12 protein-coding genes are annotated in these 15,837 nt (G+C 49.2%); 5 read left to right on the forward strand and 7 right to left on the reverse strand.

Going from position 1 to position 15,837, the window contains the following annotated elements; all coding sequences use genetic code 11:
• Positions 1-34: 34 nt before the first annotated feature.
• From BC349_RS04495 to BC349_RS04505, 3 genes are all read left to right on the forward strand, one after another.
• Positions 35-1,816: an ABC transporter ATP-binding protein gene (locus BC349_RS04495; protein ID WP_222840066.1), complete on the forward strand. Its 1,782-nt coding sequence runs from the start codon at positions 35-37 to the stop codon at positions 1,814-1,816.
• 196 nt (positions 1,817-2,012) lie between these two features.
• Positions 2,013-3,062, forward strand: a complete 1,050-nt coding sequence (gene queA, locus BC349_RS04500) for a tRNA preQ1(34) S-adenosylmethionine ribosyltransferase-isomerase QueA (protein WP_187255531.1) — start codon at positions 2,013-2,015, stop codon at positions 3,060-3,062.
• Positions 3,063-3,179: 117 nt separating this feature from the next.
• The gene (locus BC349_RS04505; protein ID WP_187255532.1) at positions 3,180-4,106 is read left to right on the forward strand and encodes an alpha/beta hydrolase; all 927 of its coding nucleotides are present in this window, start codon (positions 3,180-3,182) and stop codon (positions 4,104-4,106) included.
• A gap of 51 nt (positions 4,107-4,157) precedes the next feature.
• On the opposite strand, the gene BC349_RS04510 is transcribed toward BC349_RS04505, so the two are convergent.
• From BC349_RS04510 to BC349_RS04525, 4 genes are all read right to left on the reverse strand, one after another.
• Positions 4,158-5,480, reverse strand: a complete 1,323-nt coding sequence (locus BC349_RS04510; protein WP_187255533.1) for an aspartate kinase — start codon at positions 5,478-5,480, stop codon at positions 4,158-4,160.
• A gap of 100 nt (positions 5,481-5,580) precedes the next feature.
• Positions 5,581-6,669 (reverse strand): Ldh family oxidoreductase, encoded by a 1,089-nt coding sequence (locus BC349_RS04515; RefSeq protein WP_187255534.1) that lies wholly within the window; start codon positions 6,667-6,669, stop codon positions 5,581-5,583.
• An 85-nt stretch (positions 6,670-6,754) separates the two neighbouring features.
• Complete coding sequence (locus BC349_RS04520; RefSeq protein ID WP_187255535.1) at positions 6,755-7,234, reverse strand: single-stranded DNA-binding protein; 480 nt, start codon at positions 7,232-7,234, stop codon at positions 6,755-6,757.
• A gap of 120 nt (positions 7,235-7,354) precedes the next feature.
• A complete protein-coding gene (locus tag BC349_RS04525; protein WP_187255536.1) occupies positions 7,355-9,931 on the reverse strand; it encodes a M14 metallopeptidase family protein in 2,577 nt (858 codons plus the stop codon).
• A 328-nt stretch (positions 9,932-10,259) separates the two neighbouring features.
• Between BC349_RS04525 and mnmA the strand changes: the two genes are divergently transcribed.
• Complete coding sequence (gene mnmA, locus BC349_RS04530; protein WP_187255537.1) at positions 10,260-11,369, forward strand: tRNA 2-thiouridine(34) synthase MnmA; 1,110 nt, start codon at positions 10,260-10,262, stop codon at positions 11,367-11,369.
• Between the two features lie 34 nt (positions 11,370-11,403).
• A complete protein-coding gene (locus BC349_RS04535) occupies positions 11,404-12,192 on the forward strand; it encodes a hypothetical protein (RefSeq protein WP_187255538.1) in 789 nt (262 codons plus the stop codon).
• Positions 12,193-12,195: 3 nt separating this feature from the next.
• Here the strand turns inward: BC349_RS04535 and BC349_RS04540 are convergent, their stop codons facing one another.
• From BC349_RS04540 to odhB, 3 genes are all read right to left on the reverse strand, one after another.
• A complete protein-coding gene (locus BC349_RS04540; protein WP_343063627.1) occupies positions 12,196-13,008 on the reverse strand; it encodes an alpha/beta hydrolase in 813 nt (270 codons plus the stop codon).
• Positions 13,009-13,076: 68 nt separating this feature from the next.
• Complete coding sequence (locus BC349_RS04545) at positions 13,077-14,270, reverse strand: RsmB/NOP family class I SAM-dependent RNA methyltransferase (RefSeq protein ID WP_187255540.1); 1,194 nt, start codon at positions 14,268-14,270, stop codon at positions 13,077-13,079.
• Positions 14,270-15,814 carry a 2-oxoglutarate dehydrogenase complex dihydrolipoyllysine-residue succinyltransferase gene (gene odhB / locus BC349_RS04550; protein ID WP_187255541.1) on the reverse strand — a complete coding sequence of 515 codons (1,545 nt, stop codon included), beginning with the start codon at positions 15,812-15,814 and terminating at the stop codon, positions 14,270-14,272. Before odhB ends, BC349_RS04545 begins: the two co-directional genes overlap by 1 nt.
• Positions 15,815-15,837 lie beyond the last annotated feature (23 nt).

A 15,837-nucleotide genomic window follows, 5' to 3' on the forward strand; every position in this document is an offset into this window, starting at 1 on the left:
GGCTTGCAGGAAAAAAACCAACCAGTACAATTCATTGAGCTATCCATTATTATCAATACAGAACCTTTCTGTTGCCTTCGGATCAGGCAATAATAAAAACCTTGCTGTAAAAAAGGTTTCTTACGATGTGAATCCCGGCGAGGTGGTGGCGGTTGTGGGTGAATCGGGGTCGGGCAAATCAGTAACCGCTTTATCAGTTTTACAGTTGCTACCAAAGGAACAAACCAGTTATCCGGAAGGGAACCTGTTGTTCTGCCCGGATGGTTCCAGTCAAATTGACTTGCTACAGACAAATAACGCTCAGCTTCAACATATCCGGGGCAGTGAAATAGCCATGATCTTCCAGGAGCCAATGACCTCACTCAACCCGGTCTTTACCTGCGGCAGCCAGGTGATGGAAACCATCCGGCTACACAGAAAATGTAATGCTGCCATTGCCCGTGAAGCAACCCTCGATTTATTCAATAAGGTACAGTTGCCCGACCCGGCAGGAATGCTGAAAAAATATCCGCATGAATTAAGCGGGGGGCAAAAACAGCGGGTGATGATCGCCATGGCCATCAGTTGCAATCCTTCCTTATTGATTGCAGACGAGCCAACCACTGCATTGGATGTTACCGTACAAAAAAGTGTAGTGGAACTGCTGGCTAACCTCCAGGCACAAAGGAATATGGGCATGATCTTCATAACCCATGACCTTGGCCTTGTGCAGGATATTGCTGATAAAGTCGTGGTAATGTATAAGGGGGAAATAGTTGAACAGAACAATACCCGGGAATTATTCAGAAACCCCGTTCACCCTTATACGAAAGCATTGCTGGCCTGCCGGCCGATCTTATATCCTAAAGGGGTGCGCCTGCCGGTGGTGAGCGACTTTTTGAAAGCTGCGGATAAAGGGGAAACTGATAAGCCTTCCCTGCAGGATTCAACCGGCTGGGCAGTTTCAGGAGCTGAAAAATCCCACGGCAGGAAAACAGTCTCTGCGAATAAATTACCAGTTGACGGTAAAGCTACACAGCAAGGTGATACAGCCTTGCTCAGGGTGAACGACCTGAAAGTATGGTATCCCGTCCAAAAAAACCTGCTTGGAAAGGCCCGAAGCCATTTCAAGGCGGTGGATGGTATCAGTTTTGACCTCCTGGAAAGTGAAACCCTGGGTATAGTCGGTGAATCCGGCTGTGGTAAAACCACGCTGGGGAGGGCCATACTTCGCCTGGTGCCCATTACGGGGGGAAGTATTTTGTACAAAGGTGATGACCTGGCCAAACAAAACAGGGAACAAATGAACCGGCTCAGGAAGGATATCCAGCTGGTGTTCCAGGATCCTTATGGCTCCCTGAACCCAAGGATCAGTGTGGGGGAGGCAATCCGGGAGGCAATGACCGTTCATGGCCTACTGGATAACCCATCGCAGCGGAAAGAAAAGGTCATTGAACTGCTTGAAAAGGTAAATATGCAGGCCGATCATTATCACAGGCACCCACATGCGTTCAGTGGTGGGCAGAGGCAACGGATCGGTATTGCCAGGGCATTGGCCCTGAACCCGGGTTTTATCGTTTTTGATGAAAGTGTAAGTGCCCTGGACGTCAGCGTTCAGGCACAGGTGCTGAACCTGATCAATGATCTGAAGGCTGAATTTGGCTTTACGGCCCTGTTCATTTCCCATGACTTAGGTGTGGTTAAATACATCAGTGATCGCATCCTGGTCATGAACAAAGGGAAAATGGAGGAAATCGGGCCTGCGGAAGATGTGTTCCGCAATCCCCAATCGGACTATACAAAGCGGCTCCTGGATGCAATTCCGGGGCAGATTTAGAACGGCCTGAAGCCACCCGCAAACTTCCATCCGCGAACTTCAATCTTTTTCGTTACCTTTGCGACCGTTTAACATCATGCCGTAACATGATAACAAACCCGGTGCCGTAAGACCGGGCTGTAAAGACACCCAAACAAGACATTATCGTCCCCTGGTTTGTGTCGTGTGGCTGATGGTTGTAAAAACCATTTAATACATGAAGCTATCACAGTTCAGGTTTGACCTCCCCCTCAACCTTATTGCCCAGAACCCTGCGAAAAAAAGAGAAGACAGCCGTATGATGGTTGTTCATCGTAAGACCGGCAATATTGAAAACAAAAATTTCCGCGACATCCTCGAGTACTTTGATGACAAAGATGTTTTTGTAGTGAATAACACCAAAGTATTCCCGGCCCGGATGTATGGCCGTAAAGAAAAAACCGGTGCCAAGATCGAAGTTTTCCTGCTCCGTGAATTGAACAAGCCCAACCGTCTCTGGGATGTGATCGTTGATCCTGCCCGTAAGATCCGCGTAGGCAATAAACTTTACTTCGGGGAAAACGACGAACTGGTTGCTGAAGTTATTGACAACACCACCAGCCGCGGTCGTACCATTCGTTTCCTGTGGGATGGCACAGACGAAGAGTTCCGCCAGATGCTCGAATTCCTTGGCGAAACACCCCTTCCCAAATACATCAAACGCAAACCCGACGAAGAAGACAAAGAGCGTTACCAGACCGTATATGCGAAACACGAAGGTGCAGTTGCTGCCCCTACTGCAGGACTGCATTTCAGCCGCGAACTGATCAAACGTCTTGAGATCAAGGGTATCCGTTTTGCTGAAATCACGCTTCACACCGGCCTTGGCACTTTCCGCCCCATTGAAGTGGAAGATCTCAGTAAACATAAAATGGATGCTGAATACTACCGCATAGAAGATTCTGCCTGCCAGATCGTTAATAAGGCAAAAACGACCGGCCACAGGATATGCTCCATTGGCACCACTACCATGAGGGCAATTGAATCATCCTTCACTGCTGAAAAGTTGCTGAAGCCTTCCGAAGGCTGGACCAACCACTTTATCCATCCCCCTTACGAGTTTTCAATTGCGGATTCACTGGTAACAAACTTCCATCTTCCCAAGACCAGCCTGCTGATCATGACCTGTGCATTTGCAGGTTACGACCTGGCAATGGAAGCTTACAAAAAAGCCATTAAGGACAAATACCGCTTCTTCAGCTATGGCGATGCCATGCTGGTGATCTAAATATTTGAACTGAATATTCAAATGCCTGGCAGCAGACAAGCGTTGCCAGGCATTTTTTTATGATTTCACTTTAGGATGAAATCTTATTTTCATGGAACTAACAACTGATCTAGTAACATGAAAAAAAACTTACTGGCAGCAGCAATCGCCTTATTCACCATGAATGCCCGATCACAGGAAATCATTCCGCTCTATCCCCAGGACTCCATACCCAACAGCAGGTCATCCACCATAGCCGAAAAGGCTGAAACCGGTACTGATGGTATCCTTCGCATATCCGATGTCTCAGTTCCCACGCTCACAATATACCTGCCGGCGGCGGATAAGGCCAACGGAACCGCTGTGATCATTTGTCCAGGCGGCGGATACCGCATCCTGGCAGCCGGTCATGAAGGCGCTGATGTGGCAAAACAATTTACCGAATGGGGAGTAACTGCCTTTGTACTTAAATACCGGTTACCCTCAGACGAAATAATGGAGGACAGGACCATTGGTCCCTTGCAGGATGCACAAAGGGCCATCCAGATTGTGCGCGAAAAAGCAAAATTATGGCAGTTAAATCCGCGGCAGATAGGCATTATGGGATTCAGTGCAGGAGGCCACCTGGCAGGGTCTGCGACGGTACATTTCGACCGGGCGATGATCGCCAATCCGCTCAAAACATCGTTACGACCGGATTTTGCCATCCTGGTTTACCCTGTGATAAGTTTCACAGAAGAATTAACGCATAAGGGAAGCCGGGAAGAGCTCCTGGGGAAGGAGGCCGCTGCCGATAAAGTGAAATTTTATTCCCTTGAAACCCAGGTCACCAAAAAGACACCGCCTGCATTTTTGGTCCATGCCAAGGATGACAGAGCTGTAAAAGTCGAGAATAGTTTAGTCTTTGCTGCCGCCCTGGAAAAAAACAGGGTGAAGCACGATATTTACCTGTATGACCGCGGCGGACATGGATTCGGCATGAAAAATTCCACCAGTGATGTGGAATGGATGAAATACCTGAAACAATGGATGTTCAACCTGGATCTGATCCTGAAAAAGAATTAGGCGTCTGACGTGCGTCTGACGTACGTCAGACGCACGTCAGACGCGGAGGCTTTAATCCAGCCCGAATAATCCCTTATTCAGGAGCTGGAGGGTTTCAAGTTTATGGGAAGAGGGTATCAGCAGGGATACGTTGTGACGGCTGCCGCCATAACTTACCATTCGCACCGGAACAGGCTTCAGGCAGTCAAACAGCCTGCTGAGGATGTCCTTCGTTTCCGCGATCTCGTTACCCACAATGGAAACAATCGTCTGGTCATGGTCGACCTCCACCGTTCCGAAAGGCTCCAGTTCCTTTACGATCTCCTTCAGGAAAGCAGAGCTGTCGATGGTTACTGAAACCGCTACTTCCGAAGTTGTGATCATGTCGATTGGTGTGCGGTATTTTTCAAACACTTCAAAAATCTTGCGGAGGAACCCGTAGGCAAGCAACATCCGGCTGCTCTTGATATTGATGGCGATGATACCATCTTTGGCAGCAATAGCTTTCACCCCCACAGAACCGGCCTGCTGTGTAATGGTAGTACCCGCGGCCTCCGGCTGCATGGTATTGAGCAGTTTTACGGGCACCTTCTCCTGTTGTGCAGGCCATATACAGGTGGGATGCAGGATCTTGGCACCGAAATAGGCCAGTTCAGCAGCTTCTTCAAAGCTGAGCTGCTCTATTGGCAGGGTTTTCTTCACTACTCTCGGATCATTGTTGTGCATACCGTCGATATCGGTCCAGATTTCACAAACAGTTCCATGCACCGCTGCAGCAACCAGGGATGCAGTATAATCGCTTCCGCCCCTTTTCAGATTGTCCACTTCGCCGCGGGCATTGCGGCAGATATATCCCTGGGTAATAAAAAGGTCGGTACCATTATGCTGTTCAAGTAACGCACTGAGCTTCTGGCGGATAACACCAAGTTGTGGTTCGTCATTGGCATCAATGGTCATGAACTCAAGTGCCGGCAACAGTTCATGTTTAATACCCTGCTCTTCCAGGTAAATGGAAAACAGTTTGGTACTCATCAATTCGCCCTGGGCAAGGATATCCTTATTCAGGGCCTCATTGAAGGATATTTTGGTGATGATATTCAGGAATTCAAAATGCTCAGCGATGGTGGCGAAAGCTTTCTGCCTGGTTTCTTCTTTTTTCAGCAATTCCAGAATGAAGTTTTTATAATGCGCCTCAAGATTATCAACAACCTGTTTGGCTCCCGTTTTATCGCTTTTAAGCAGTGCTTCACCAATAGCCACCAAAGTATTGGTGGTACCGCTAAGGGCACTTAAAACAACAATCTTGGGCTCCTGGTCCTTTGTGATCAGCTGAGCTACCTGGTGCATCCGCTCCGGTTTTCCAACGGATGTACCACCAAACTTCATTACTTTCATCCGACTTGATTTTTTACGGTTCCGTAATTACCGGAACCAGCATTTTAGTTTAAATAATATTCAACAAATATTCCAACCCGCAAGCAAAACGGCTGCAAATTTACGAGATTATTAGTGGAATCGAAAACCTTTGCGATAAAGTTTGGAGATCTTCTACAACTGGCTGTAACAGGGGAATGCCCTGCTGCATCCGTTCTGCTTCCAGTTCCCTTTCAGGATCTCCCGGAACCAGCACTTTTTCTTCCCCCGCTGCGGGCCTGGCTGATTTAAATCGCCTGATCCATTGATCCATATTTGATTTAAAGTCTTCTGCAGGGCGGAAAGCATCGATGCGCATGGCGCCGAAAAAATGGCCTATCCCTTTTCCGGGCATATAGGTCGGCATGGGTACATAGGCGGGAAAAGGGGGCACCCAGGGGCCGAAACTGGCTCCACTCAATACACCGGACAGGATATCAACTATGGCTCCCAAAGCGTATCCCTTATGGCTTCCATGCTCCCGGTCGCCTCCCAGGGGAAGGAGTGCACCGCCGCTTTTAAGGGCGTGGGCATCAGTAGTGGGATGGCCATCCGCATCCTGGATCCAGCCAGGAGGAGCTGCCTGTTTTTTCCGCTGCAGTATCTCCAGTTTTCCGTTGGCAGCGGTGGTGGTTGCCATATCCGCCACAAAGGCAGGCTCAGTACCGGCCGGGATGGCTACCGCAATGGGATTGGTTCCCAGCATGCGTTCCGTAGAAAATGTGGGGGCGACCAGTGCGCTTGCATTGGTCATACTGATACCAATCATATCATGTTGCAGGGCCATCATGGCATGCCAGCCGGCAATTCCATAGTGGTTGCTGTTTTGAACACTCACCCAGCCGGTTCCGACCTGCCTGGCCTTATCGATGGCCACCTGCATGGCAAAAGGTGCCACAACCAGTCCCAGTCCCCGGTCTCCATCCACCACTGCCGTGGAGGGTGTTTCATGTATGACCTGTACATCCGGACGCGCATTAACCCTGCCCGCTTCCCAGAGCCTGATATAACCGCTGAGACGGGCAATGCCATGGGAATCAATCCCTCTTAAATCGGCGCTCAGCAAAACTCTTGTGGCGGTTTCGGCATCTGCCTCCGGGCAGCCGATGGCTAGAAATACCTGGCGGGAAAATGATGCTAATTGTTGGTAGGAAAACTGTGTGGAAGACATGCCGCAAAGAAACGAAACAAAGACATGCCGGAAATAAAAAAGCTCCCCGGAAGGGGAGCCTGAATTGATTTACCTGAGAATGCCATCAAAAGGGCAGATCATCACCCGGAGCATCCATCACCGAAGTGGAAGATATAGGCTGATTGCTGAAGCCCCCCTGCTGATTTCCGTACCCCTGCTGCGCTGCAGCCTGGCCGCCATAATTCTGGGCACCGGCAGAAGCGCCGTAAGATCCGCCCTGGTTTTCGGTTTTGGTCCCCAACAACTGCACACTTTGAACCCGAAGCGACAAAGAAGCTCCCGTACTGCCATCATTTTTGGCGTAAGTCCTTACTTCAGGAGTTCCTTCCACGTACACCTGGGTACCTTTTTTCAGGTAGGGAGCCACGGCCGTGCGGTCTGACCAGTAAGCGCAATCCACCCAGATGGTCCTCTCCTGCTGGTTACCCTGTGCATCCCGATATCTTTCCGTATGGGCTACGGTAAAATTCATCACTGTCCTGCCATTCACATTGTTGGTTGTGCAATCCCTTCCGAGGTTGCCAATCACCTGAAGCTTGATCATAACTGTAAAATTTAGCTACGTAAATAAAATAATTGGTCAGGCAAGATACATCCTCCATCCCCCCAAAAAAACCGTCCTTTAACGGTTGTTGATAACTTTTGCAAACCTTTGACCGGGCCATCACTCTTCTGCCCTTGCTGATCCCGCATCAATAAGGCGACCAAAGAAAATTGAATTCAGGAAGAGTTTCGCCCCTCCCAGCCAGTATGCCCTGAAATTGGGATTCTCAGCAATGGAAATAACACGTCCGGCACCAACAGCCTGAACCACCACGGCTGCCGATTCCTTCAACCCATCAAGGTTCTGACTGGTTACATAACCACTCTGCAGGGGCTGGATGCCATAGCCAACCGGGGCAGCAAAAGGATTGGCCGGCTTCTCCATGAATACCCTGTTTTGTTTGAACAGGGAGATGGTTGGCTGCGAATACCCATAACATAGCGGATGGGTAAGATCCATCCGGGCACCTACAATTGCGCCGCTAAGCTGCTGGGCACGTTCAATATAAGGGAGGCTGACATAAGGCAAGGCTTTACCGCTGTCCACCGCAGGCTTCAGTTTCTTCATGGCCAGTTTTACCAACCCGTTCTGCTGCGCCCAGGAGATGGCATCCTCCATCAACACCAGGTTGCCGCCGGCCTGCACCCAGGCCCTCAGTTTCTCTTTGTTGAAAGCGTCATAATTACCCGAAACCATCACAATGGTGCTGTACCTGTTCAGGCTTACCCGGTTGAATACCGCGGCTTCCAGCATGCTGGGCGGCATCTCAAAACGCTGGTCAAGCAGGTGCCATACTTCACCGGCATCAAGAGCGCTGACACCTGCGCCTACCAGCATCGCTACAGATGGTTTGGTTAACGGTAACATATACCTGCTGCCAATATCAGACCCTTCAACCGACATGCCAGTGGAGATCGCATATACATCAACGTTATTGGAAGCAGCCAGTGCCTTCAATTTTTCATACATCGCACCGGCATCCTCTTTCTGTAACTGAAGCGGAATTAATATTGTTCCGTAACCGAACTTCTTCGGCTGTCCGTTGACGTTTGTTACAAAGGGATTTGAGACCACTTTCGCAGCAATGCCTTCCTGTAACAGTTTGTTCAGCATCCGTGGTGCATACAGCGGTGCCCATTCGAAAGCATAGGCATAACTGCTGCTGCCACCAATCATCTTTCCGCCACTGTTGGCAACAGTATTGATGACTTCCGTTCTGGCTGCGCCCAGTTGGGCAGCATTCAGGGACGAATAAGGCAATCCCATCGCCAGCGGCATGGTCCATGCCGTGATATCGTAAAAAATACTGTCCCTGTATTCAAGCGTCTTTTCAAAGAATGTCTGGATCAGTTTGTATTGCGGTTGGTTAACAGGCACCACAAAAGCTTTGCCTGCCTCAAAGTTCTGCCCGCCAACAGCCAGGGGCGCAGTCAGGCGTTTCACTTTTATCTCATGCCTTTGCAGCATTTCGACGAAGATATGGTTCCGGCTTTCATCATCAGGATCACCAAAAACCCAGCCTTTCACCGGCGACGCTGCGGCGTCCTTTGCCATCTGGCGGTAAAAATCCCGCTGGTAATTCAGCAATTCTTTCCTGAGCCCCTTTGCAGCCGCCAGTGTGGATAATACTGTGGTGAACTGGTTACGAATGGTAAAGGGAAAACTGAGCACCCCGTTGGAGGTTTCCTGCGCATGACCACGCGAAGAGGCCTGTTCAAATAAAATACCGATACAGCCTTGTGCATCCGGATAAGTGGATCCCTTGCCATAATAAAAATCGTCGTAACCTTCCTTGGTATAGTATAGGGAACCGATCTTGTTCAGGTATGCTGCATGGTAATCCGCAACCGCCTGTGTCAGCTGCTGGTTCTTCACCGGCGTCAGTGGGTTCACCCTGCTGGGCTCCCCGGGCTGGAAAAAGAATGTGGCATCACTTCCCATTTCATGGTGGTCGGTCAGGATATTGGGTCGCCATTGCTGGTAAACCTTCAACCTGTTGCGGCTTTCCAGATGCTGGGCAGGCAGCCAGTCGCGGTTCAGGTCAAACCAGTAATGGTTGTAACGACCTCCGGGCCAGACTTCATTGAATTCCCTGGAAGCAGGATCTGTTACCAGGTGCTGGCTTTTATGCATATTGGCCCAGGTTGCAAATCGGTTGAGGCCATCGGGATTGAAGGATGGGTCGAATAATACCACCACTTCATTCAGCAGTGAGTCAACGGAGGGCCCCTGGGCGGCAGCCAGGTAGTAAGCACCAAGCAGCGCAGCATTGGCCCCGCTGGGTTCATTACCATGGATCGAAAATCCCTGCCATAATACCGTCGGCATTTTATCGGTATCAACAGGTCCGCCATAAGCAGGATCGCTGAGTTTGAGATGTTCCTGGCGGATATTCTCCAGGCGGGAATGGTTTGCCTGGCTCGTGAAAATCAACAGGAGCTGCGGGCGCGATTCATAGGTGCGACCGGTTTCCTGAATAGTAACCCTTGATGGGGCTGCTGCGGCGATGGCCCGCATATAACTCACCAATCTGTCGTGGGTAACATGCCACTCACCCACATGGTGCCCGATCACCTGCTCCGGGGTGGGGACCGCGGGGTCGTAGGTAACATTGGAGGGCAGGTAATAACTTAACTCCTGTGCCCCTGCTCCCAGGCCCAGCAGCATGCTGCTAATCAGAACAAAAAACCTTCTCATGTCTTGTGGATTTGTATTCGAAATAAATATACTTAGAAAAGGTGCAAAGTCCGGTTACTCCCGCCCGTTTACAGTTTCCGATCAGGGCAATCGCTTTAATTACCTGATCTGCATAACCAGGCGTTATGTCACTCCTGACTAACAGGGACCTGCAGGTAAGTCCCATACAAACCTTAACAATGTAAATTAATCCAGGATAAAAGATGCATTATCAGTTACTTACGAACCCATTTAATCTTTCTTATAACCTTCTGCCACTCCCCCTTCTCAAGCATTAGATCTCACTCCTTCTCCACTCTTCGTATATTTGCAAACTTAATTTTACACTATGAGCCGGAAAGGGAAAGTTTTGGTGGCTATGAGTGGCGGAATCGACAGCACTGTCACAGCCTTGATGTTGCACCAGGAGGGATATGAAGTGGTTGGCATTACCATGAAAACATGGGATTATGCCACATCCGGCAGCAGCAAGAAGGAAACGGGATGCTGTAACCTCGACTCATTCAATGACGCACGCATGGCTGCCGTGCAGCACGGCTTTCCGCATTTCATACTGGATATCAGGGAAGAGTTCGGCGATTTTGTAATTGAGAACTTTGTGGAGGAGTACCTTGCCGGCCGCACTCCCAATCCCTGTGTAATGTGCAATACCCACATCAAATGGCGCGCACTTCTAAAAAGGGCAGATGCGCTTGATTGTGAATTCATCGCCACAGGACATTACGGGAACATTTCACAACACAGCAACGGCCGGTATTTTATCAGCAAGGGACTGGATGAAACCAAGGACCAGAGTTATGTTTTATGGGGATTACAGCAGGACCTGCTGAGCCGCACCATATTGCCACTGGGAAAATACCGTAAAACCGAGATCCGGCAGATGGCACATGATTTCGGCTATCCCGAACTGGCCAAAAAAGCAGAGAGCTATGAAATCTGTTTTGTTCCGGATAACGATTACCGAGGCTTCCTGAAAAAGAAAGTGGAAGGACTCGAAGAGCGGGTTGCCGGTGGCGTTTTCGTTGATAAGGATGGGAAATTCCTTGGCCATCACAAGGGTTATCCTTTTTATACCATTGGTCAGCGCAAGGGCCTGGACATTGCTCTCGGCCGCCCGGTATTTGTTACCGGAATTTTCCCTGAAACCAATACGGTGGTTTTGGGTGATGAAGAAGACCTGAACCGCAGCGAAATGGTAGTGAACAAGATCAACTGGATGAAATACGATGGCATCTCCGAAGGCATGGAGGCCACCACCAGGATCCGTTATAAAGACAAAGGAAGTTTATCTACCTTGCACCAGCATGAAAACGGCATCCAGGTGAAATTTTTTGATGACGTGAAAGGAATTGCACCCGGACAAAGTGCAGTTTTTTACGAGGGAGATGACGTGATCGGCGGGGGTATCATCCAGCGGCCGCTCACTGACCTTATATAATGCAATAATTAGGGTTAAAAATCGTTACATCGCTATGAAAAAATCGCTCAGACTTCTGTTTACCATTCTCGGAACCGGCTTGCTTTTTTCCTGCGGAAAAGAATCGGCCAACCCGGAAATGGAAAGTCCGGAGGATTATTTCAACCTGCAACCCGGAAAGTACATTATCTACCAGCTCGACTCCATCGTAAAAGTGCCATTCAACGACACTGCGTTTACTACTAACAGTTACCAGGCAAAAGATGTGGTGGACGCTGCCATTACGGATAACATGGGGCGCCCCAGCTGGAGAGTATTCCGCTACCTGCGTCCTTTGAACAGTACCAGTGAGAGCGACTGGCAAAGCATTGATACCTACATGATCACCCCTACCCGTAATGTAGTGGAAGTTGTGGAGAACAACCTGCGTTTCCAGAAACTGATCCTGCCCATTAATGAGAATACAGTCTGGAAAGGGAATACCTATATCAATACCACCCCCGGAGGCCCCCTTGATCATTATGATGCATGGGAATACAGTTACCAGCAGATCGGATCCAGCTTTACACCCTTTGATACCCCGGTTGACAGTACAATAACAATATTGCAGACAGATGAAGGACTGGGAGTAGTAGATGAAAAGCCCCTCAGCGTTGACCAGGATGCTTTCCGGGTATACAGCATTGAAGTATATGCGAAAAATGTCGGCCTTATTTATAAATACTTCAATTACTGGGATTTCCAGGCCCGGACCGTTAACTCAAACGGAAACCCTGTTCCTCCCCATCCTTATGGCAATAGAACCGGCGGGGGAATCCGTTTACGTATGATCAGTCATAACTGATGATCAGTTTCCCTGGAAATAGTCATTCATAAACAGTAACTGGTATTTCACTGCGTTCTGCCAGTAAGTCCAGTTATGAACCCCGGGGCGTGTTACATATTCATGGGGTATATTCCGGTACAACAACTGACGGTGAAGGTTCTCATTTACATCATAGAAAAAATCTCCCGTACCGCAATCGATGATCAGCTTCAGTGATTTCGGATTGAGTAAATGAAGCATATTTATTACAGTATGCTGCTCCCACCGGGCAGGTTGATCTGCATACTCACCAAGTCTTTTGGTCATTTCCCAGTTATTGGGGAAGGGGCGGATGTCAACGCCGCCACTCATGCTTCCCGCCGCTCCATAAATATCCTGGTGACGCATGGCCAGGTAAAGCGCTCCGTGCCCACCCATACTGAGGCCGGTAACCGCCCGACCTTTCCTGTCTTTAATCGTTTTGTACCTGGAGTCGATCCATTGCACCAGTTCGGAGGAAATAAATGTTTCGTATTTATAGGAAGTATCTGCAGGACTGTCCCAGTACCAGCTGCTGAAGCCGCCATCCGGACAAACCAGCATCATCCCATACTGGTCAGCAAGTTTTGTTAAAATGGGGGCTTTTGTGATCCAACCAGAATAATTATCACTGTACCCATGGAGCAGGTAAACAACCGGGAGCTGTTTTAAATCGTTGTAATTGCCGGGGCGAACAATTACTGTCCTGATCGATTTTTTCATGGAGGGACTGTATGCATCTACCGTATCAACTATTGCGCCACGGGAAAACAACCCAACCAGCAGGAGGGCAAAAATGGAAAGAATTCTTTTCACTGGAACCTGTTTTAATGTTGTCAAATATACAAATCCGGCATGGTGGTCCACCATTTATTGCGGGCTGGTTAGTTATGAAGCATTGCGGCAAACATCGTATCGGCTTTCTGGGTATAGCCTTTGATTATACGCGATTCCATCAGCTTCAGGCCATGTTGCCGGGTAAGAAATTCAACATTTGCTTCATTTTCCGCGTGAAATACAGAGCAGGTAATGTAAAGGAAATGTCCACCTGGTGCAAGTTTTCTGACTGCGTTGCTGATAATCTTTTTCTGTAGCTCACTGTAATCTGTAACCGCTGATTCCTTGAAGAAACACAATTGTTCAGGAGTGCGGCTCCAGGTGCCGCTACCTGAACAGGGAACGTCCGCAATGATGAGGTTCTGCAATGGGAGATTTAAAAACGACTCACCAATCTCTGAAAGTGACTCCTTTGAAAGATCGGCCACAAACCCATCATAGGAATAGATACCTGCCTGCCTGAACCGCTGGAACAGGTTCTGTAAAATAGAATTACGTATGTCCGTAACCGTGAAATTAAGTCCGGGCATCCTGTCAAATGCCAGCAGTGTCTTGCCTCCGCTTGCGGCACAGCAATCCCATACCCTGGCATCCTCCATGGCACGTAACCCGGGCGATACCAGGTCTATCAGGTCCCCTACCCTTTGTGAACTCAGGTCCTGCACCACCACTTCCCTGTTCAGGACGAATTGATCTTCCACTTTAAATCCATTCGGAAGCCGAAGGCACAAATCACCTTCCAACGTATAGGCCTGACCGATTTTATTCAGCTTACGAAGGATGGCATCACGATAACCGGGTCTGATCCTGAGGAACAGGTCGGGTTGCTGCAGGTGCGAGAAGGAGAACTTCAGCGGATCAATTCCCTCGCTAAGCTGGCTGATCCAGGGAAATATTGTAAGCGGAAAGTTGAAAATATCAGGTGGGAGCAGTGAAATTTTTTCCTCCACGGGTAAACCGGCGGATTCGTTCCATTCGGGATGCAGTGAGGCCAGTAATGGATTGGGGCATTCCGAACAAAGGAACAGGGCAATGATCATCCGTTCCTCGCCGGGCACATTATTCAGCGAATGTCCCAGCCTGAACCAGCAATAACAGAGCTGCGCGATCTGTTTACGATCGCGCGAGCCATGTTTTTTATTCGTTGAGAAATACTGTTTGAGGTAGTGCACAAAAGGCATTTCACCTTTGTAACCGGTCACCAGCTTAATGGCCGCCTGTAAATGTGCTTTGGCAAACATTATAATTCAAGCAGGGTCTTCACCGGATCCTTACCAAAAAGCAGAAGCTCCGGTGTTTCCAGCAATTCCTTTACCCGAACCAGGAAGCCAACAGATTCCCTGCCGTCAATGATCCGGTGGTCGTAGCTCAGCGCCAGGTACATCATTTGTTTAACCACAACCTGACCGTTTTCAACCATGGGACGTTCCTGGATCTTGTGCATGCCCAGGATGGCAGATTGGGGGATATTGATAATCGGAGTACTCAGCAATGAGCCGAATACACCACCATTGGTAATGGTAAAGGTTCCGCCCTGCATTTCATCCATGCTGAGTTTGTTGTTACGTGCCTTTGTGGCAAGTTCAACTACTTTTTGCTCAATACCGGCCATACTCAGGCTTTCGGCATTCCGGATAACCGGCACCACCAGTCCCTTTGGAGCAGATACTGCTATGGAAATGTCACAGTAATCGTGGTAGATGATGCTGTCGCCATCAATATAGGCATTCACCGCCGGCCATTCCTGCAATGCATAGGTAACCGCTTTGGTAAAAAAGCTCATGAAGCCCAGGTTCACACCATGAATTTCCTTGAACTTATCCTTGTATTTGGCGCGGATAGCCATGATCGGTCCCATGTCCACTTCATTGAAAGTGGTCAGCATGGCAGTGGTGTTTTTTGCTTCCACCAGCCGGCGGGATACGGTCTTTCGCAGGTTGCTCATCTTTTCACGCTTCTCATTGCGTGTAAACATATCAGCTCCAGGCTTACGGCCGGGATTATTAAGTGCTTCCAGCACATCGTTCTTCAGGATCTTTCCACCGGTTCCGCTGGCGGTAACGGATTTCGGGTCCAATTTTTTATCAGCAATGATGGCGGCGGCAACAGGAGTTGCTTTCAGGTCATTGGGAATACTTGTAACCGGGGCATTCGCTTCAGCTGGTTTTGCAGCGGCTGCAGGGGCAGCAGCAGTTTTCGCAACTGCAACAGGCACAGCAATATCGGAATTGATTGTAGCTACCACATCGCCGATTTTCAGCACATCACCTTCCTTGGCAACAGGTAATAACTGACCGGATTCTTCAGCGTTGAGTTCAAAAGTGGCTTTCTCGCTTTCGAGCTCACACAGTACATCATCACGATGAACCAGGTCGCCTTCTTTTTTCAGCCATTTTACCAGCGTCACTTCCGTGATGGATTCCCCAACAGCAGGCACTTTCATTTCGATCACACCCTTCCCGGTTGCTTTCGCTTCAACAGCAGGCGCAACTTCGGCGGCAGGTACAACGACTGAAGGCGTTGCCGGTGCTGCAGCACTGGCAGGAGCGGCAGCTGTTTCATCAATTGATGCCACCACATCTCCGATCCTGATGGTATCACCCTCGGCGGCCCTGGTTACCAGTACACCAGCCTGCTCAGCATTCAACTCAAATGTTGCCTTTTCACTTTCCAGTTCTGCAATTACTTCATCACGCTGAACATAACTGCCGTTTGGTTTTAGCCATTTTACCAGGGTTACCTCCGTAATGGATTCCCCCACTGTTGGAACTTTTATATCAATCATATTATTGAATTCAAATCAATTTT

The sequence above is a fragment of the Flavihumibacter stibioxidans genome (assembly GCF_014332695.1).
GTDB classification, from domain to species: domain Bacteria; phylum Bacteroidota; class Bacteroidia; order Chitinophagales; family Chitinophagaceae; genus Flavihumibacter; species Flavihumibacter stibioxidans.